This is a genomic window from Salipaludibacillus sp. CF4.18 (genome assembly GCF_051262595.1).
GTDB classification, from domain to species: domain Bacteria; phylum Bacillota; class Bacilli; order Bacillales; family Salisediminibacteriaceae; genus Salipaludibacillus; species Salipaludibacillus neizhouensis.
Map to the genome: position 1 here is coordinate 13539 of NZ_JBIMEV010000050.1, position 18483 is coordinate 32021.

Genomic DNA, 18483 nt, shown 5'->3' on the forward strand with positions numbered 1-18483 from the left:
ACAGCACAATATTTTGTGTAAAGCCTGTGTAAACTGCTGTGGAAAGATGTAATATTTTGTTGAAAGTTGTCCACAGATATATTTTTTAATGAAAACATTTTTTAGCGTAAGGACCCAGAGGAAGGAAATATTAAAAGGGTACTTGACATTAACCTCTGACTCTCATATAATTTACAGGACTGTCAATCTCATCGTATGTGGAACGATAAGCGATGCAGAAGATGATGATATGTTAATCATAATTAATTAATTAGAAACCTCAGGAGGTGGAATAGATGGGCAAACCAACATTTAATCCAAATAATAGAAAGCGTAAAAAGAATCACGGTTTTCGTGCTCGCATGGCTACAAAAAATGGTCGTCATATACTAGCTAATCGTCGCCGTAAAGGTAGAAAAGTACTATCAGCGTAAATGACCACTGTGTGATCAGTGGTCTTTTTTCTCGAAATAAGAGGACTTTTTTGTAGTATTTACTATGTTGACCGGATTCCAAGATGAACCAGATCGTTTCTTCATCATTCATATGAAGAGTAATGATCTGGTTTTTCTTCAATTAACTAAGATTATTGACCGCGATGCGGTTTTTCTTTTTCTTATTACATAAAATCTTAGAAAGCAATGGCTAATCAGTCTATTATTCTTTATAATGTAGAATGGGACAGACGAACTTAGATTAGATAGCATTTGTTTGAATGGATAGATGAGGTGCAGGAATGAAGAGAGAGTACCGATTGAAAAAAAACGAAGACTTTCAGCACGTTTTTCAACGGGGGTATTCTGTTGCCAACCGTCAATTTGTCGTTTACCAAGTAAAAAAAGTTGATCAAACAACGATTCGTTTTGGTCTGTCTATAAGTAAAAAGATTGGGAATGCTGTGATGAGAAACAGAATAAGACGGTTAATGAAGGAAGTACTTCGGGAATTGACAGATAAATGCCACCAAGATCGTGATGTCATTATCATTGCCAGAAAACCAGTAGCTGATATGGATTACCATGAAATAAAGAAATCATTGAACCACGTGTTAAAAGTAGCCAAGCTTCAGAAGACCCATTCAATTGAGAGGTCAAGAGGTGAGAAAAGGTGAAAAGAATATTTATCGTGATTATCAGATTTTATCAAAAATACATTTCACGTTTTACCCCGCCGTCATGCCGTTTTTATCCTACATGTTCCCATTATGGGATCGAGGCGATAGAGCGTTTTGGAATAGTAATAGGTGGTTGGTTAACAGTCAAACGACTTTTGAAATGTCAGCCTTTTCACCCTGGAGGAATTGATACAGTTCCTGAAAAAAAGAGTGAATGATAATCATCATCCAAGTTATTTCGGTCATTTAATGATAATCTCTTTCGCAGGGGGCATTGGCGTGGAGTAGATGTTATTTCTTTAAATGACGTAATATAAGTGTGTGTTCAAAAAGCTAATTAATCAGGGCGTTGACAGTAAATAATCCCATAGTGTAAAAGTTTACGTTTTGAGATTGGCTTTTCTTCGCAAGGATAAAGGTTTTATTGAACATCCTCTATAAATTAATAGTTAGGGAAGAGATAGGAGGACCTAGAGTGGCAAAGAAATTAGGTTTAGTTTCACTATTAGTCGGTTTAATGGTCTTTATGACTGGATGTTTTAACATTGATGTACCGATTAAAGCGGAAAATGAAGGGATATGGGATTCCTACTTTGTATACCCATTGTCCTGGTTAATGGAAAATATCGCAGAGGCTTTAGGAAACAGTTATGGCTTAGCGATTATCATCACGACTCTTTTACTGCGCATATTGATTTTGCCTTTAATGATCAAACAAACAAAGAGTACAAAAGCAATGCAAGCTTTGCAACCGCAGATGAAAGAACTTCGAGAGAAACATAGCGCGAAGGATAAGCAAACACAACAGAAACTTCAGCAAGAGATGATGGGACTGTTCCAAGAACATAAAGTAAATCCATTAGCTGGTTGTTTTCCAATTTTAATTCAAATGCCGATATTGATTGCATTTTACCATGCGATTATTCGAACTCCTGCAATCAATCCAGAAGTGGATCCAAGTTACGTAGGGACCCCTCAAAATTTCTTATGGTTTGAATTAGGAAGTGCAGATCCGTACTTTATTCTGCCATTAGTTGCAGGCGCAACAACGTTTATTCAGCAAAAAATGATGATGGTTCAAGATAATCCTCAAATGCGGGCTTTGATGTACATCATGCCAATTATGATTATTGCATTTGCAGCGTTTTTCCCATCTGCATTAGCGTTATATTGGGTTATAGGTAACTTGTTCATGATTGCTCAGACATATTTTATCACTGGTCCTAATGTTGGGAAGGTAAATGACGCCAAAACAGGAGGAGCGAAAAATAAGTGAAAAAAGTGACTGTATCAGGTAAAACTGTAGATGAAGCAGTGGCAACGGGTTTACAAAAGCTTGACACAGAAAGAGAAAATGTAACGATTCACGTTATAGAAGAAGGCCAAAAAGGGATATTTGGATTTGGCAGCAAACCTGCAATCGTAGAAGTAACGGTTAATATTGATCCTGTGAAAGAAGCCGTCTTATTTTTACGAGATACCATTGATAAAATGGGGGTTTCAGCAACGATTGAAGAAGAGACGAAAAAAGAAGGAACTTATTTAAATATTCTAGGTTCCGACATAGGCGTTATCATTGGAAAAAGAGGACAAACTCTTGACTCTCTCCAGTATTTAGTCAATCTCGTTGCAAATAAACAGTCCGAAAGCTATCTTCGAATCTATTTGGATGCTGAAGGCTATCGTGAACGTAGAAAAGAAGCATTAGAAACGTTGGCGCAGCGGTTAAGCAGCAAAGCAATTAGAACAAAACGTGAAGTTCGACTCGAGCCAATGAATTCTCATGAACGGAAAATCATTCATACAGCCTTACAAAATGTAAAAGAGGTTGCTACTTATTCAGATGGTACGGAACCTCATAGGCGTATTGTTGTTGTACCTAAATCAAAATGATCAGTCACCTAGAAAAATCGAATTAAATAGTTTGTTAAGAGGCTATGCCAAAAGGGTCAAATGACTTTTTAGCACAGCCTCTTTTTTTATAGTATCAGATTTTAGAGGACACTCAGGTGCCTAGTGTCCGGTTGAGTAGAGCTATCTTCCGTTTTTAATGACACTAGGAACTCACTTCTCCTATAAGTGTAACTATGGGATGTCTTTAGTTACATCCACGGAAAGCGATCGGGAATTCTGTCAAAAAACCTTCGATAATAACAGAGAACTAAGTTCACCAAATAAGAATAAAAGTTTTATACAGACGCTATGCTTTTTCTTATTCTCTGCAGCCTGATTTTCTATCAAATGAGGGTTCTGTTAACTCAGAATGTTGTTTAGATCGTTCAGAGGTGGTTGAATCGCTCTAGGCGGCTGATTTCCGCGAGGGTTGTTCAGTTCACCGCGGGAAAAAGAACGTGCTACTATACCTCTCCCAGCAAACGCTCTAAAGAAGCCTTTGTCGATATAATGACAATATATAGCTTACGCATGAAGAAACGCTCAGGCGTCATCGACTCAGATATCTCAAGAAATCCATTAAATACAACAATCAAATTCAAAATTATCTAGCTAGAATGTATTTTAAAATTTCTCATTGCCAAATAATAGAGATGAATTCAATACATTTACATTGATTTAATAGCTTTTGAGAAAGAAAAAATGTTTTATAAAGGCCAGGCTTATTCCATTAGTATTTTGAATCTGACCGTCTTCATGATATTATTGTGGATACTGTTATAATTTTGAGGTATCCACATGTGGATAACCCATTATCAGTGTCATAAAGGGAAATGTGGAAAACTTTTTAACGGATGACTTTTATAAAACACTAAAGTCCCTAGTAAAAGAGCTATCTTATTACGATAACTTATGATATTCTAGATAGTTGGAATCATAAATTGGTTTCAATTCTAACTTTAACATTTATAACCATTTTATATAGATTAACGAAGAAGAAAGGAGGAGGTGGGCTAATTGAACATTGATACAATAGCGGCCATCTCCACACCGATGGGCGAGGGTGCAATCGGAATCGTTCGAGTTAGTGGAGAAGATGCCATTGCGATAGTAGATAAAATATATAAGGGGAAATTCCCGTTAACAGTTCTTGATAGTCATACTATCAATTACGGCCATATATACGATCCTAAAAGTGGTGAAACGATCGAAGAAGTGATGGTTTCTGTTTTGCGTGCGCCAAAAACGTATACGAAGGAAAACATGATTGAAATTAACTGTCATGGAGGACTCGTTTCAGTCAATCGAGTGCTGCATCTTGTGCTTAATCAAGGGACAAGACTTGCAGAGCCCGGTGAATTTACAAAGCGTGCATTTTTAAATGGACGTATTGACCTCTCTCAAGCGGAAGGTGTCATGGATTTGATCCGAGCTAAGACAGACCGTGCTATGAATGTAGCGATGAATCAAGTGGAAGGAAAATTGTCCCAACGAATTCAAAAACTACGGCAGGAATTATTAGAAACAGTTGCAAACGTAGAAGTGAACATTGATTATCCTGAATATGATGCTGAAGAGATGACAGTTACTATTCTTCAAGAAAAGGGCACATTTGTCCAAAAGGAGATCGAACGTCTTTTGCAGACTGCTCATCAAGGTAAAATCTTACGTGAAGGTCTATCCACAGTTATTGTTGGTCGACCGAATGTTGGAAAATCATCCTTATTAAATAGTCTTGTTCATGAAAACAAAGCAATTGTAACGGAGATAGCTGGAACAACGAGAGACGTCATTGAAGAATACGTCAACGTAAGGGGTGTTCCTTTACGTTTATTGGATACAGCCGGAATAAGAGATACGGAAGACATTGTAGAAAAATTAGGCGTGGAGCGTTCAAGAAAGGTACTAAACGAAGCAGAGCTCGTGTTACTTGTTTTGAATCAAAATGAACCTTTAACGGACTCTGATTTAGAACTTTTGAAGCTAACCGAGGAAAACGAAAGCATAATCATTGTTAATAAGGCGGACCTTGAGGATCGCATTGATATTGAGTATGTAAGAAAACTAGCGGGTAATCGTCCAGTTCTCGCTACATCTCTTGTGCGGGATGAAGGTGTGGATGAGTTAGAAGAAGCGATACGCGATCTTTTCTTTGAAGGCGATTTGGATACCGGAGATATGTCATACGTGTCTAATTCGCGTCACATAGCTTTATTGCATCAGGCTAAACAATCGGTGGAAGAGGCATTGGGAGCAGTTGACGCTGATATGCCAGTAGATATGATTCAAATCGATATTACAAGAGCATGGGAATTACTCGGTGAGGTCATTGGAGATAGTGCTCAAGAAAGCTTGATAGATCAATTATTTGCACAGTTTTGTTTAGGGAAATAAAGAATGAGATTTAATAATAGATCGTCATGGGTCTTTTAAAAAGATAAGAGTTTATAAAATTAGCAGCTACCTTCACGCCGCAAGTATCAAGGGAAACCCACCTCCTTTCGAGTAGCACCTACACACACTACGTAGGTGCTACTCGGGGCGGCGGAAGCTGACGCTGTATTTAATAAAAGACGGCTATGCCGTTTTTCTTAGAGGAGGAATGTTAGATGAGTAGTTATAATGGAGGCGAATTTGATGTCATTGTTATCGGTGCCGGCCATGCGGGGGTAGAAGCAGGACTTGCTTCTGCACGAATGGGTGCAAATACTTTAATGTTGACATTAAATTTAGATGCCGTAGCATATATGCCTTGTAATCCATCCGTAGGCGGACCCGCAAAAGGGATTGTTGTGCGTGAAATTGACGCACTCGGTGGTGAAATGGGAAAAAATATTGATAAAACGCACGTTCAAATGCGTATGCTTAATACCGGAAAAGGTCCTGCAGTTCGTGCATTACGAGCTCAAGCTGACAAATTTGCATACCAGCACGAAATGAAACGTACCATCGAAGAAACTGATAATTTATTACTTCGACAAGGAATGGTAGAAGAACTTATCGTAGAGAATGGGGAAATACGTGGAGTTGTTACACAAACAGGAGCTAGATATTCAGCGAAATCAGTAGTTGTAACAACAGGAACCTATCTTCGAGGAAAAGTAATCTTAGGTGACCTTTCCTATGATAGTGGACCTAACAACATGCAGCCGTCTGTAAATCTTTCTTATCATTTACAAGAGTTAGGGTTTGAAATGGTGCGTTTTAAAACAGGGACGCCTCCTCGAGTTAATGGTGCAACGATAGACTATACCCAAACAGAAATTCAGCCAGGTGATTATGTTCCGCGAGCGTTTTCGTATGAAACAACTAAATTTATTACTGACCAACTACCTTGTTGGTTAACCTATACAAATGAGGCGACACATGAATTGATAAATCTTAATTTAAGCCGATCTCCTATGTATTCCGGAATGATCGAAGGAACAGGTCCACGCTACTGTCCTTCTATTGAGGATAAAGTGGTTCGTTTTAATGATAAACCAAGACATCAAATTTTTCTGGAACCAGAGGGACGTAACACAAGCGAAGTATACGTTCAAGGTTTGTCAACAAGTCTTCCGGAAGACGTGCAGCATGAAATTCTAAAGACAGTACCTGGTTTACAAAATGTACGAATGATGCGTCCGGGATATGCTATCGAATATGATGCAATTGTACCCACACAGCTGTGGCCTTCATTAGAAACAAAAAAGATAAGCGGTCTATTCACTGCTGGTCAGATAAATGGTACGAGCGGATATGAGGAAGCGGCAGGTCAAGGAATTATGGCAGGTATAAATGCAGCACGTAAAGCACAAGATCGAGAAGCGTTAATCTTAAATCGCTCAGAAGCCTATATAGGTGTGTTAATTGACGACTTGGTGACAAAGGGTACGAATGAACCTTATCGTTTACTCACGTCCCGTGCAGAGTACCGATTATTATTGCGTCACGACAATGCAGACTTAAGATTAACAGAAAAAGGTTATGAAATAGGTCTAATATCCCAAGAGCGGTATGACAAGTTTATTAGTAAAAAAGATAAAATAGCAGTAGAAATTGAGCGATTAGAAAATAGTTTTGTAAAAGTCTCTCCGGAAACAAATGCTGTTCTAGAAAAAGCAGGATCTTCCCCTATAAAAGAAGCAATGAATGCTGCAGTATTATTAAAACGCCCAGAGCTTCACTATGATGCGATTAACCTGTTAATTCCTTCTGAAAATGATTATGAAGAAGATGTAAAAGAGCAAGTTGAAATTCAGGTGAAATACAAAGGCTATATTTCGAAACAACTGGATCAAGTTAACCGTTTGAAAAAAATGGAAAACAAAAAATTACCTGTAGATCTCGACTATTTATCTATTAAAGGACTGGCAATGGAAGCTCGACAAAAGCTTTCTGAAGTGAAACCATTATCTATGGCGCAAGCCTCTCGAGTATCCGGGGTAAATCCGGCAGATGTTTCCGTTCTACTAGTTTATATGGAACAAGGTAAGCTCAAAAAAGTTGATTAAAAGATGAAGGTGGAGTCTTAAATGAACGAACGACAATTTCAAGAAGCACTTCAAGAAAAAGGGATCTTTCTGAATGAGTCTCAAATGGACCAATTTGACCGTTATTACCAAACACTTGTAGACTGGAATGAACGAATGAATTTAACGGCCATTACAAAAAAAGAAGATGTTTATTTAAAGCATTTTTATGACTCTATTTCGGTAAGTTTTTATAAAAACTTTGAAGAAGAGTTGTCGATCGTAGATGTTGGGGCAGGGGCTGGGTTTCCCAGCCTCCCTTTAAAAATTTGTTTTCCCCAGCTTCATGTAACTATTGTTGATTCTTTAAAAAAGCGAATTACCTTTTTACATGCATTGGCAGAAGAACTTCAACTAAAAGGAGTATCTTTTTATCATTCACGAGCAGAAGAGTTCGCCAATAAGAAGGAACATCGTGAGCAATATGACATCGCCGTCTCTCGTGCTGTTGCCCGATTGCCAGTATTAGCAGAATTATGCCTCCCACTAGTTAAAAAACATGGTCAATTTATTGCTATGAAAGGTGCAGGAGCGGAAGATGAGTTACATAATTCCACAAAAGCCTTTCAACTTTTAGGTGGTCATGTAATCAATAAACATGACTTTATTTTACCGATAGAAGAAAGTGAGCGATCTGTCATTATAGTGGAAAAACAAAAATTAACACCTAAAAAATTCCCAAGAAAAGCAGGCACACCAAATAAAGAGCCATTATTGTAAATCGGAAACTATGCTCAATTAGTATATCGCCATACTTTTTAAATGTTTTTTAGTTGGATAATCGCTATTCCAAAATGGATATTAAAAAAGGAAAACAAATGTTCTAACAGTTTTTTATAGAAGATTTCTTTATTCTCACGTATACTGTAGATGGAGAAACAAATGTTACGTTTACAAAAAGATATTGGTGATTACGATAAAAATGTTTCACGTGGAACATTTTTATGTGATGCTGGTTATTTTAGTTAATATCCTTTCTTCTTGCTTTAAAGGCTTTATAAGAGAATATTGTTGAACATGAATAATGTCCAAGCTCTGAGTTAAAAGGGTTGCCACCCAATCACCTCAATTTGCTTAGAGTTCATCAACATATTTTCTAAAATTGCTAGTGAGTTAGAAAGGTAGTTTTATGAAGGTGGGGGCGACATGAAACAATCATTTTCAAAGCTTTTTGGCTTGAACGACAAACAGGAAAATACAGAAGAGCCAGTCATAAATCATAAAGAAGAAATCCATCAACTATTAGTAGCTGATATTGTACCAAACAGATATCAACCGAGAACAGTGTTTGATGACGATCGAATCGACGACCTGGCGCAAACAATTAAGACGCACGGTGTCATTCAAGCGATTGTTGTAAGAGAGCGGAATGGGAAATATGAAATAATCGCAGGGGAGCGTCGTTGGCGTGCCGTTACAAGGCTGGGCTGGGAACGGATTCCTGCAGTTATCAAAGAATTCAATGATTCTCAAACGGCTTCGATTGCATTAATAGAGAACCTTCAGAGAGAAGGCTTAACGTCTATTGAAGAGGCAACTGCTTATGCAAAACTTTTGGAACTCCATGGATTAACCCAGGAAAGTTTAGCTCAAAGACTTGGCAAGGGACAATCAACCGTGGCCAATAAGCTTCGATTATTACAACTACCTTCCGAAGTACAAGATGCGCTTTTATACCGTCAAATTACAGAGCGACATGCTAGGGCATTAATCGCGTTAAAGGATCCGAAAAAACAATTAATGTTACTAGGCAAAATTATTGAAAATGAATTGAATGTAAAACAGACAGAAGAGGCAATAAAAAAGCTTTCAGAAGAGCCTCCGAAAGAAAAGAAAAAAACGTTCCGCAAAGCTGTTTCAAAAGACACTCGACTTGCAATGAATACAATTCGAAAATCGGTCGATATGGTTGCTCAGACAGGAATGCATATTGACACAAATGAAGAGGAACATGAAGAGTATTATGAGTTCACAATCCGCATACCAAAAAAATAATTAGAATTAGAGTGTTTCAATCTCTGATAATTTGATAATACCTCTCTTTTTTTAGAGTAATTGTAATCGTATTCGATAACTTCGCGGATACGGTTATTTTTTGAATAAACACATCCATAGTATTATTTTTGCTAAAATAACGCTGAATTTACGTTAAATCTCTTTTTTTCATGATAGAATAAACAGGATATTAGAGATAAAATAGGTGGTTATCACGCGAAAATGTAAATTAATGACTATGTGCGTAAAAGTAGAGTTGTTAAATTGAAAAGTTTGATAATTAAAAGCAAGGTTGGGGCTGATGAGAAGTACCTGTATAAGTTAAGATGGAATAAGCTTATTTTTATAATGAAGATTGTTATGCAGAGTTTAGAGAGTTAGGTAGGTGACATGATGGGAAAAGTAATCGCCATAGCCAATCAAAAGGGTGGAGTAGGGAAAACAACAACAGCTGTTAATTTAAGTGCTTGTCTTGCTCATGAAGGAAATAAAGTACTTATTATTGATATAGATCCCCAAGGAAATACTACAAGCGGGATCGGAATAAATAAAGGTGACATTGATGAATGTATATACAATGTGCTAGTAGAGGATCAAAAACCAAAAAATGTAATCGTACCTACACCAACAGAGAGGTTACATATCATACCTTCTACGATTCAACTTGCCGGAGCGGAAATAGAATTAGTGCCAACGATCTCACGAGAGGTTCGATTAAAACGCGCTATTGACTCAATAAAAGATGAATATGACTATATTATTATTGATTGTCCTCCGTCCCTAGGTCTGTTGACTATCAATTCGTTAACGGCATCAGACTCGGTACTCATACCAGTACAGTGCGAGTACTATGCATTAGAGGGGTTAAGTCAATTATTAAATACAGTTAGATTAGTCCAAAAACATTTAAATCAAGATTTGGAGATAGAGGGAGTCTTATTAACAATGTTGGATGCTAGAACCAATTTAGGACTTCAAGTCATCGAAGAAGTAAAAAAATACTTTCGTGAAAAAGTATTTAAGACAATTATTCCTCGTAATGTACGTCTAGGTGAAGCGCCGAGTCATGGGAAACCAATCATTACATATGATAACAAGTCACGCGGTGCAGAAGTATACACTGAATTAGCAAAGGAAGTGATGAGCCATGGCTAGAGGACTGGGAAAAGGGATAGGAGCATTTTTTCCTGATACATCTTATACTCAAGAAGATCAAGTTCAAAGTATTAATGTATCAGAATTAAGACCAAACCCATATCAACCAAGGAAGACATTTGATGAAGCTGCAATCAAAGAGTTAAGCGAATCTATCCTCGAGCATGGCATTCTTCAGCCTATTATCGTCAGAAAAAGTATTAAAGGATATGAAATTGTTGTAGGCGAGCGTAGGTATCGCGCAGCACAAAATGCTGAACTTAAAACAGTTCCGGCGGTTGTAAAAGAATTAACCGAGGATCAAATGATGGAAATAGCTCTTATTGAGAATATTCAACGAGAAGATCTAAATCCATTAGAAGAAGCAAGGGCATATCAGAAATTAATGGAACATTTGCAAGTCACTCAAGAAGAACTTTCTAAAAAACTAGGGAAAAGCAGACCATATATCGCTAATCACGTACGATTGTTGCAACTTCCACAAATTGTACAACAATATCTTTCGGACGGACGGTTATCTATGGGGCACGCTAGAGCACTTTTATCGCTGAAAGACAAAAATAAACTAACCCCCTTATTGCAAAAAATAATTAAAGACAAAATGAGTGTTCGACAACTTGAGGAATGGATTCAACGTTCTAATGAAAATGTTTCACGTGAAACTTCGAAAAACACACTGTCACCATTTTTAAAGGATCGAGAATCAGCTTTAAAATCATATTTTGGAACAAAAGTTCAGATTAAAAAAGGGAAAGGTAAAGGGAAAATAGAAATTGATTTCTTTACTGATGAAGATTTAGAAAGAATTTTAGAATTACTTCATACAACGGAAGAAGAATAGGTAAGGACAAAAGGTGGCCCGTTCGTTGGGTCATCTTTTCTAAAGTTAAAAACCGCAAACAGTCCGGCTAGAAGGTATTCAAACCTCTCTACTCTACGAACACAATACTCTCTAAACACGGAGAAATTTTAAAGTTCTATCTAGTATCTAAAGTTGGGAAGGTCTACGAAGTAATTTAGATAATACAAAGATAAAATCTACGTCGTTTTAAATGGAGGTCTAAACATGATTTATCTTGACCAAGCAGCTTCAAGTTTCCCTAAACCGGCTAGTGTAGCTCAAGCAATGGCTGACGCAGTAAATACATATGGTGCAAACCCAGGGAGAAGTGGACATCAACTTTCAAGACAGGCGAGTTTCATAATAGAAGAAACAAGATCAGAGTTAAAAGATATGTTTCAGGCACCTTCTGTTGAAAGAATTATTTTCACTTCAAATGCAACTACCGCTCTTAACCAAGCGATTGCTGGCTTGTCCTGGGAAAAAGGGGATCATGTTATTACTACAGTACTAGAGCATAATTCGGTAAGAAGACCTTTAGAACGATTACGAACCGAAATTGGTATCAACGTAGATTACATAGGGTTGGAAGGGAATTGGACAGAGGAAATCAGTAAAAAAATAACAAAACAAACAAAGCTAGTAGTAGTAACTCATGGATCGAATGTAACCGGGCAGATACTTCCAATTCAAGAAATTGGGCAACTAGTTTCAGAATACGATGCTCTTTTCTGCGTAGATGGTTCGCAAACGGCAGGTATATTGCCAATTAGTATGAAAGAAATGAGGATAGACATGCTAGCAGTGCCAGGGCACAAGGCTTTGTTGGGGCCTCAAGGTGTTGGCGTTCTTCTTGTTGGAACAAAAGTGGAACTTAAGCCTTTATATGTAGGTGGTACTGGAAGTCAATCAGAAAAACCTGAACAACCTTGTTTGTGGCCAATAGGTTGGGAAAGTGGCACGATGAATACGCCTGGGATAGCAGGTTTACTAAAAGGTATACTGGAAGTGCAATCAAAAGGAATAACTGATATTCATGAACATGAAAAACAGTTGACGTCTAAATTGATTCAAGGACTGAAAAAAATAGACTCTATTACGGTTTACGGGCCGGAAGAGGGAGAGGACCGTTTAGGCGTTGTCTCATTCCAACTAGATAGCATTGATAGTCATGAAATAGCAATAATATTAGATAACCATTATCAAATTGCTGTTAGAGCCGGGTTACATTGTTCACCAATGATTCACCAAAAGTATCAAACGACTACCGGCGGCTTAGTCAGGGTTAGTGTAGGAATATATAATACCGAGAATGAAATAATAAAGTTTTTAGAAGCAATGAAAGAAATAAAAGAAGGTTTACTTGGATAGGGGAATTTTTGAATGGTGTTGTTGGGAACGCTAGCAAATGGACTAGCGATTATTATAGGTGCATGGATAGGAGTAAATGTAAAACATTTCTCCCAGTCGATGAAAGATACAGTAATGAAAGCGATAGGTTTAGCAGTTCTTGTACTTGGGTTTACAATGACTTTGGAAGGCACGGAGTTTCTAATTTTAATTTTTAGCCTTGCATTAGGTGGAATAATTGGTGAAAGAATGAATATTGAAGGTAAATTGAATGAATTAGGAACATGGTTAGAACGGAAAATGAAGAAAAGTAGTGATGGAAAAATAGCAGAAGGTTTCGTAGCAGCAACACTCCTTTTTGTTGTAGGAGCAATGGCAATTATTGGGGCATTGGATAGTGGATTTCGCCAGGATCATTCTGTTTTGCTTACGAAATCAGTACTTGATGGATTTTCTTCGATTGTATTTGCGGCAACGTTGGGTATTGGTGTCATGTTTTCCGCTGTTCCAGTAGTTATATATCAAGGACTAATAGCGTTGTCAGCTACGTTTATTATCCAATGGCTACCAGAAGAGTTACTTGATGTAATGATTAGTGAAATTACAGCGGTAGGCGGAATTATGATCATTGGTATTGGTTTGAACTTATTAGGATTACCAAAAATCCGTATAGCAAATCTGTTGCCCTCCATTGTAATTGCCGTTTTATTTGTCTTGATATATTATCGTTTCTTTTAGTCTTCCTTTGTTAACGCAGAAAGTGGTTTTAAAAGGCTGTATGTTAAAAAGTGTGGCTCAAAAGGCTAGGTGGAGCTTTCTGTATAGTTCTACTGGATGAAAGAGAGAAGTCAGCATCACTTGCTTCTCTCTTATAAAGAGTAAGATAATAATTGAACGAGTCGCGAATACTAAAGATTGATTTCCTTTTGAGGCGCAACAGCCAGTGTTGTGGCTCTTTTTTTCTGCCAAAATGCAGCACGCCATATTGCTCTCGACATTGATTCTGCCATATCCATTACTAGAGAAAGTCTCGTATTTTGTAAAACTAACATTTCCATGTAACCCGAGACGTTGACAATCCCAGTCATATGAATATCTCCTACTGGTTGAAGACTTTTTTGAACAGCGGCACCAGGTTTAACTGGACCGTCAGCGACCGTCATATAACCAACACTTGTCGTTCTACCTAAACATGCATCGACAGCAATAATATAAGGATTATCGTGAAGGGTCTTAATGGTTAACATTGTTTCTTCTAAATTTTTGGCATGAACCGGAGAGGATAGACTTCCGTAAATAGAAAATAAGGGACATTGCCGTTCTAATAATTTAGTTCCAATAAGAGGCCCTAGTGAATCACCAGTTGAACGATCGCTGCCAATACAGACGATTACAATAGATCTATCCTCACTTGCCGGTAAGAAAGAAAAGACAGCAGAGGCCAGTTGTTGTACTCTGAGAGGCTCTTCTACGTGGATCCTAAAGGAGTCTGAATTCTTTTTATGAAAAAGTTGTCCATAATTCATCATATAACCCTCATTTCAAAAATAGTAGTAACAGTATACGGATCAAAACATGGATCTATACGTCAAAAGATTGAAATGAGGGATTGTTTTGTGGAAAGCCGGGATTAAATGGATGTTTCTTATTATTGGAACGATGATTGGGGCAGGATATGCATCAGGTAGAGAATTATGGCAATTTTTTGGATACGAAAGTGGACTAGCAATACTTTTATTCACAGTGTTATTCTTTACGTGTACTTTTGTAATTATGACGATTAGTCAAAATCATGGTTCCGAGCATTATTTACCAATTTTAGAGCAATTGATGGGTAAGAAACTGACCAAACTGTATGATGGAATGATTATCCTGTACTTATTTTCCACGACAGTCATTATGATGGCTGGTGGAGGCGCAACTTTAGAAGTATTACATGTTTCTTATTGGTATGGGGTAATGATTCTGGCTTTTCTTTTAGTACTACTTTTTATATGGGGCATTAATGGAATGACATCCATAAATGCGCTCATTATTCCATTGCTCATTTTTTTCTTAGTGACTACTCTTCTAGTTTTTCAAAAAAGCGTAGGATGGGATATGGGATTTGAGTGGACAAAGCAAGCAAATTGGCCATCTGCATTTACATTTACCGCTTTAAATATATTACCTTTGATAGCAGTATTAGGTGCTATTGGTTCAAAAATAAAACATCGTGGTGAGATATGGATTGCAAGTATAGGGAGTGCCAGTACGCTAGGGGTCATCTCTTATCTTTATAATCAATCGTTAATTCAAGTAGCACAAGAAGTAATGATTTATGAAATACCTCTATTCGCCATTTTGAAAAATTATCCGTATTTCATGGTTCTGGTTATGTCCGGATTGCTGTGGGCTGCAATATTTACTACAGCTGCCTCGGGTATGCTCGGATTGTGTACAAGACTTCAACCTTTAATAAAGATACCATTCTGGGCACTGGCATTAGTCCTGTCAATCCTAATGATGCCTTTAACAACCTTTGGGTTTTCAAAATTAGTTGGAATACTTTACCCTTTATATGGGTTATTAAACCTTTATATATTAGCATCAATTATGCTTTATCCAATTATCCATAAGTTTGATAACACTTGAAAATAAAGTTGGTGTATAATAGGGGACAACCAATGGAAACAGGAGTGTGAAAGATATGAAAGACACACCATTCGCATTGCACGATGTTGTAGAAATGAAAAAGCAACACCCATGTGGAGTAAATCGCTGGCAGATTATTCGAATGGGAATGGACATTAGAATAAAGTGTCTTGGCTGTGAACATAGTGTAATGATCCCGAGGAAAGAGTTTTCTAAAAAGATTAAAAAAGTTCTTGAAACGAAAGAGCAGTTATGATGATAGAGATTTTCGCTTGATGCGGGAGTCTCTATTTTATTAGTATTTAAATCGCTTCTACTCGATAACTGATACTCTTGCGCTTTTTCATATAAATCTCTATAATTAATAAGGATGTAGTTTTGGACGAGAAGAAATCATTGAAATAAAAATTGTGTTCAATAATCGGAGACACGTGTGATGCACGTTTCCGTTACTTAGTGAACTTCCAATAAAAGGAGTATGATGTATGGCTTTAACAACAGGAATCGTGGGACTACCAAACGTAGGTAAATCCACGTTATTTAATGCAATTACACAGGCTGGAGCAGAATCAGCAAATTACCCTTTCTGTACGATTGATCCGAATGTAGGGATTGTAGAAGTCCCAGACCCAAGACTGGATAAGCTAACAGAAATGGTTACACCTGATAAAACGGTTCCGACAGCTTTTGAATTCACGGATATTGCCGGAATTGTGGAAGGTGCCAGTAAAGGGGAAGGGTTAGGGAATAAGTTCCTATCTCATATTCGTCAAGTAGATGCCATTTCTCATGTTGTACGCTGCTTTAATGATGACAATATTACACACGTGTCTGGCAGTGTGGATCCAATTCGCGATATTGAAGTGATAAATCTCGAATTAATTCTAGCTGATATGGAAGCGGTGGACAAACGTATTGGTAAGGTCGAAAAATTGGCTAGACAAAAAGATAAAGATGCTGTTGTTGAATATGAAATCCTTTCGAAGCTTCGAGATGCTTTTGAAGAAGAAAAGCCGGCTCGAAGTGTGGAATTTACGACAGACCAACAAAAAATCGTAAAAGGTTTGCATCTATTAACATGGAAACCAGTATTATATGCAGCAAATGTGAGTGAAGATGAGCTGTTAGATGTTTCTGGTAATCCAAATGTGAAAAAGGTAATGGACTTTGCCAAAGAAGAAAACTCCGAAGTGATTGTTGTATGTGCAAAAATAGAGTCTGAAATTGCTGAGTTGGATGGCGATGAAAAAGAAGAATTCTTACAAGACTTAGGAATTGAAGAATCAGGATTAGACCAGTTAATTAAAGCTGCGTACAATTTACTGGGATTAGAAACATATTTTACAGCGGGGAAACAAGAAGTAAGAGCTTGGACAATTCTTCATGGAACGAAAGCACCCCAGGCAGCAGGAGTCATTCATACAGACTTCGAGCGAGGTTTCATTCGCGCTGAAGTGGTTTCTTATGAGGACCTAGTAAACGCTGGATCCATGAGCACTGCGAAAGAGAATGGAAAAGTAAGATTGGAAGGTAAAGAGTACGTTGTAAAAGATGGAGATGTCGTTCATTTCCGTTTTAATGTATAGATTAGGAAGAGGATAGTGGGGTACTCGAACCCGGCTATCTTTTCTTGTTTTCTGGATGTTCTGGATGTTTCTAAAGAATAGTAAAACGCTACTTGTTTCGTACTCTTATATCTGATATACTATATTCTTGCGAGCAAAAGGAAATAAATGCTTGCTCCTTGCTCTTTTCTATAGGAAGAGGGCCTAGACCAAAAGGAGGTGACAGAAATGCGCAATTATGAAATTATGTACATCGTACGTCCTAACTTGGAAGAAGCGGCAACAAAAGAAATTGTTGAACGATTTAACAAGGTATTGACGGACAACGGCGCAGAATTGAATGAAACGAAGGAAATGGGTAAGAAACGTCTTGCTTATGAAATCGAGGATTTCACAGAAGGCTACTACGTTCTCGTAAAATTGAACGCTGAGAAGCAAGCGCTTGACGAATTCAACCGTTTAAGTTCCATTAACGATAACATCTTACGTTCTCTTATCGTTCGTGAAGATGACTAATTTAAAATGATAATAGATTGAAACCATTCCGGGGAGGAATTCGGATGATAAACCGCGTTGTCTTAGTTGGACGCTTAACAAAAGACCCAGAACTACGTTACACAGCCAACGGAATTGCTGTTACATCTTTTACTTTAGCTGTAAATCGCCCTTTCACAAACACACAGGGAAATAAGGAAGCCGATTTCATTAATGTTGTGGTTTGGAGAAAACCAGCTGAAAATGTAGCTAACTATCTTAAAAAAGGAAGTTTAGCAGGCGTTGACGGCAGGTTACAAACAAGAAACTTTGACAACAGTGAAGGGCGACGTATTTTCATGACAGAAGTGGTAGCCGATAGCGTTCAATTCTTAGAGCCTCGCGGTTCTGGAGGATCTGGAGGTGGCGGAAACCAAAATGCTGGACAAGGTGCGGACCAAAGCAATTATGGGCAGCAAAATGATAACAGCGGTTATCAGGGAAATCCGAACCAAGGATCTGGGCAGCAAGGTTTTGGTCAAGGAAATAAAAGTGGTCAAGGAAATCAATCAGGTTCAAATGATGATCCATTTGCCAGTGATGGTAAGCCGATCGACATTAATGATGATGACCTGCCCTTTTAAACCGATTGTAAATCGGGGAAAAATATAAAAGGAGGGATACGCATGGCACGTCGTGGTCGTCCAAAGCGTCGTAAGGTATGTTACTTTACAGTAAATAAGATTACAAAAATTGACTATAAAGATTTAGATTTGCTAAGAAAGTTTATCTCTGAGCGTGGGAAAATTCTTCCTCGCCGAGTAACTGGAACTTCTGCAAAATATCAGCGTCAATTAACTCGCGCAGTTAAGCGCTCTCGTACAATGGCATTATTGCCGTTCGTTACGGAATAGTTTTAGATTAGAAGGCCTTTCAGTAGTATTTTATGCTACTGAAAGGCCTTTTTGT

General features: G+C 37.8%; 20 protein-coding genes. 19 read left to right on the forward strand and 1 reads right to left on the reverse strand.

Annotated elements, in window-relative coordinates; translation table 11 throughout:
- Positions 1–275: 275 nt before the first annotated feature.
- The 13 genes from rpmH to ACHABW_RS20780 all read left to right on the forward strand — a co-directional run bounded on the left by rpmH (position 276) and on the right by ACHABW_RS20780 (position 13579).
- A complete protein-coding gene (gene rpmH, locus ACHABW_RS20720) occupies positions 276–413 on the forward strand; it encodes a 50S ribosomal protein L34 (protein ID WP_110938086.1) in 138 nt (45 codons plus the stop codon).
- 302 nt (positions 414–715) lie between these two features.
- Positions 716–1090 carry a ribonuclease P protein component gene (gene rnpA / locus ACHABW_RS20725; RefSeq protein ID WP_435758171.1) on the forward strand — a complete coding sequence of 125 codons (375 nt, stop codon included), beginning with the start codon at positions 716–718 and terminating at the stop codon, positions 1088–1090.
- Positions 1087–1311: a membrane protein insertion efficiency factor YidD gene (gene yidD / locus ACHABW_RS20730; protein WP_435758172.1), complete on the forward strand. Its 225-nt coding sequence runs from the start codon at positions 1087–1089 to the stop codon at positions 1309–1311. Before rnpA ends, yidD begins: the two co-directional genes overlap by 4 nt.
- Positions 1312–1568: 257 nt before the next feature.
- On the forward strand, positions 1569–2369 hold the full coding sequence (gene spoIIIJ / locus ACHABW_RS20735) for a YidC family membrane integrase SpoIIIJ (protein ID WP_110938089.1): 801 nt from the start codon (positions 1569–1571) through the stop codon (positions 2367–2369).
- On the forward strand, positions 2366–2986 hold the full coding sequence (gene jag / locus ACHABW_RS20740) for an RNA-binding cell elongation regulator Jag/EloR (RefSeq protein ID WP_435758174.1): 621 nt from the start codon (positions 2366–2368) through the stop codon (positions 2984–2986). The genes spoIIIJ and jag overlap by 4 nt, the downstream gene beginning before the upstream one ends.
- A 1017-nt stretch (positions 2987–4003) precedes the next feature.
- Positions 4004–5380 (forward strand): tRNA uridine-5-carboxymethylaminomethyl(34) synthesis GTPase MnmE, encoded by a 1377-nt coding sequence (mnmE, locus tag ACHABW_RS20745; RefSeq protein ID WP_435758176.1) that lies wholly within the window; start codon positions 4004–4006, stop codon positions 5378–5380.
- A gap of 215 nt (positions 5381–5595) precedes the next feature.
- Positions 5596–7482 (forward strand): tRNA uridine-5-carboxymethylaminomethyl(34) synthesis enzyme MnmG, encoded by a 1887-nt coding sequence (gene mnmG, locus ACHABW_RS20750; RefSeq protein WP_435758178.1) that lies wholly within the window; start codon positions 5596–5598, stop codon positions 7480–7482.
- 21 nt (positions 7483–7503) lie between these two features.
- Entirely contained in the window at positions 7504–8220 is a 717-nt protein-coding gene (rsmG, locus tag ACHABW_RS20755; protein WP_435758180.1) for a 16S rRNA (guanine(527)-N(7))-methyltransferase RsmG, read from the forward strand.
- Positions 8221–8646: 426 nt separating this feature from the next.
- The gene (gene noc, locus ACHABW_RS20760; RefSeq protein ID WP_435758182.1) at positions 8647–9495 is read left to right on the forward strand and encodes a nucleoid occlusion protein; all 849 of its coding nucleotides are present in this window, start codon (positions 8647–8649) and stop codon (positions 9493–9495) included.
- Positions 9496–9888: 393 nt separating this feature from the next.
- On the forward strand, positions 9889–10650 hold the full coding sequence (locus tag ACHABW_RS20765; protein ID WP_110938095.1) for a ParA family protein: 762 nt from the start codon (positions 9889–9891) through the stop codon (positions 10648–10650).
- Positions 10643–11491 (forward strand): ParB/RepB/Spo0J family partition protein, encoded by an 849-nt coding sequence (locus ACHABW_RS20770; RefSeq protein ID WP_110938096.1) that lies wholly within the window; start codon positions 10643–10645, stop codon positions 11489–11491. Before ACHABW_RS20765 ends, ACHABW_RS20770 begins: the two co-directional genes overlap by 8 nt.
- Before the next feature lie 225 nt (positions 11492–11716).
- Positions 11717–12862: an aminotransferase class V-fold PLP-dependent enzyme gene (locus ACHABW_RS20775; RefSeq protein WP_435758185.1), complete on the forward strand. Its 1146-nt coding sequence runs from the start codon at positions 11717–11719 to the stop codon at positions 12860–12862.
- Between the two features lie 12 nt (positions 12863–12874).
- Positions 12875–13579, forward strand: a complete 705-nt coding sequence (locus ACHABW_RS20780) for a DUF554 domain-containing protein (protein WP_435758187.1) — start codon at positions 12875–12877, stop codon at positions 13577–13579.
- Positions 13580–13749: 170 nt separating this feature from the next.
- Here ACHABW_RS20780 and yyaC read toward each other — a convergent pair whose 3' ends face one another.
- Positions 13750–14370, reverse strand: coding sequence for a spore protease YyaC (gene yyaC, locus ACHABW_RS20785; RefSeq protein ID WP_435758189.1), 621 nt, complete (start codon positions 14368–14370; stop codon positions 13750–13752).
- An 85-nt stretch (positions 14371–14455) separates the two neighbouring features.
- Between yyaC and ACHABW_RS20790 the strand changes: the two genes are divergently transcribed.
- From ACHABW_RS20790 to rpsR, 6 genes are all read left to right on the forward strand, one after another.
- The gene (locus ACHABW_RS20790; RefSeq protein ID WP_110938100.1) at positions 14456–15475 is read left to right on the forward strand and encodes a YkvI family membrane protein; all 1020 of its coding nucleotides are present in this window, start codon (positions 14456–14458) and stop codon (positions 15473–15475) included.
- A gap of 55 nt (positions 15476–15530) precedes the next feature.
- Positions 15531–15731 carry a DUF951 domain-containing protein gene (locus ACHABW_RS20795; protein WP_110938101.1) on the forward strand — a complete coding sequence of 67 codons (201 nt, stop codon included), beginning with the start codon at positions 15531–15533 and terminating at the stop codon, positions 15729–15731.
- A 229-nt stretch (positions 15732–15960) separates the two neighbouring features.
- Positions 15961–17061, forward strand: coding sequence for a redox-regulated ATPase YchF (ychF, locus tag ACHABW_RS20800; protein ID WP_110938102.1), 1101 nt, complete (start codon positions 15961–15963; stop codon positions 17059–17061).
- A 207-nt stretch (positions 17062–17268) separates the two neighbouring features.
- A complete protein-coding gene (gene rpsF, locus ACHABW_RS20805; protein ID WP_110938103.1) occupies positions 17269–17556 on the forward strand; it encodes a 30S ribosomal protein S6 in 288 nt (95 codons plus the stop codon).
- A gap of 44 nt (positions 17557–17600) precedes the next feature.
- The gene (gene ssb, locus ACHABW_RS20810) at positions 17601–18158 is read left to right on the forward strand and encodes a single-stranded DNA-binding protein (protein WP_110938104.1); all 558 of its coding nucleotides are present in this window, start codon (positions 17601–17603) and stop codon (positions 18156–18158) included.
- Positions 18159–18200: 42 nt separating this feature from the next.
- A complete protein-coding gene (gene rpsR, locus ACHABW_RS20815; RefSeq protein ID WP_110938105.1) occupies positions 18201–18428 on the forward strand; it encodes a 30S ribosomal protein S18 in 228 nt (75 codons plus the stop codon).
- The last annotated feature ends 55 nt before the right edge of the window (positions 18429–18483 follow it).

What these genes read in the sequence shown, in the direction of transcription:
- ACHABW_RS20775 (WP_435758185.1), top strand. Translation starts at nt 11,717, where the DNA reads ATGATTTATCTTGACCAAGCAGCTTCAAGTTTCCCTAAACCGGCTAGT.
- ACHABW_RS20770 (WP_110938096.1), top strand. Translation starts at nt 10,643, where the DNA reads ATGGCTAGAGGACTGGGAAAAGGGATAGGAGCATTTTTTCCTGATACA.
- ssb (WP_110938104.1), top strand. Translation starts at nt 17,601, where the DNA reads ATGATAAACCGCGTTGTCTTAGTTGGACGCTTAACAAAAGACCCAGAA.
- ACHABW_RS20765 (WP_110938095.1), top strand. Translation starts at nt 9,889, where the DNA reads ATGGGAAAAGTAATCGCCATAGCCAATCAAAAGGGTGGAGTAGGGAAA.
- noc (WP_435758182.1), top strand. Translation starts at nt 8,647, where the DNA reads ATGAAACAATCATTTTCAAAGCTTTTTGGCTTGAACGACAAACAGGAA.
- rsmG (WP_435758180.1), top strand. Translation starts at nt 7,504, where the DNA reads ATGAACGAACGACAATTTCAAGAAGCACTTCAAGAAAAAGGGATCTTT.
- rpmH (WP_110938086.1), top strand. Translation starts at nt 276, where the DNA reads ATGGGCAAACCAACATTTAATCCAAATAATAGAAAGCGTAAAAAGAAT.
- mnmG (WP_435758178.1), top strand. Translation starts at nt 5,596, where the DNA reads ATGAGTAGTTATAATGGAGGCGAATTTGATGTCATTGTTATCGGTGCC.
- rnpA (WP_435758171.1), top strand. Translation starts at nt 716, where the DNA reads ATGAAGAGAGAGTACCGATTGAAAAAAAACGAAGACTTTCAGCACGTT.
- rpsR (WP_110938105.1), top strand. Translation starts at nt 18,201, where the DNA reads ATGGCACGTCGTGGTCGTCCAAAGCGTCGTAAGGTATGTTACTTTACA.
- ACHABW_RS20780 (WP_435758187.1), top strand. Translation starts at nt 12,875, where the DNA reads ATGGTGTTGTTGGGAACGCTAGCAAATGGACTAGCGATTATTATAGGT.
- ychF (WP_110938102.1), top strand. Translation starts at nt 15,961, where the DNA reads ATGGCTTTAACAACAGGAATCGTGGGACTACCAAACGTAGGTAAATCC.
- rpsF (WP_110938103.1), top strand. Translation starts at nt 17,269, where the DNA reads ATGCGCAATTATGAAATTATGTACATCGTACGTCCTAACTTGGAAGAA.
- ACHABW_RS20795 (WP_110938101.1), top strand. Translation starts at nt 15,531, where the DNA reads ATGAAAGACACACCATTCGCATTGCACGATGTTGTAGAAATGAAAAAG.
- yyaC (WP_435758189.1), bottom strand. Translation starts at nt 14,370, where the DNA reads ATGATGAATTATGGACAACTTTTTCATAAAAAGAATTCAGACTCCTTT.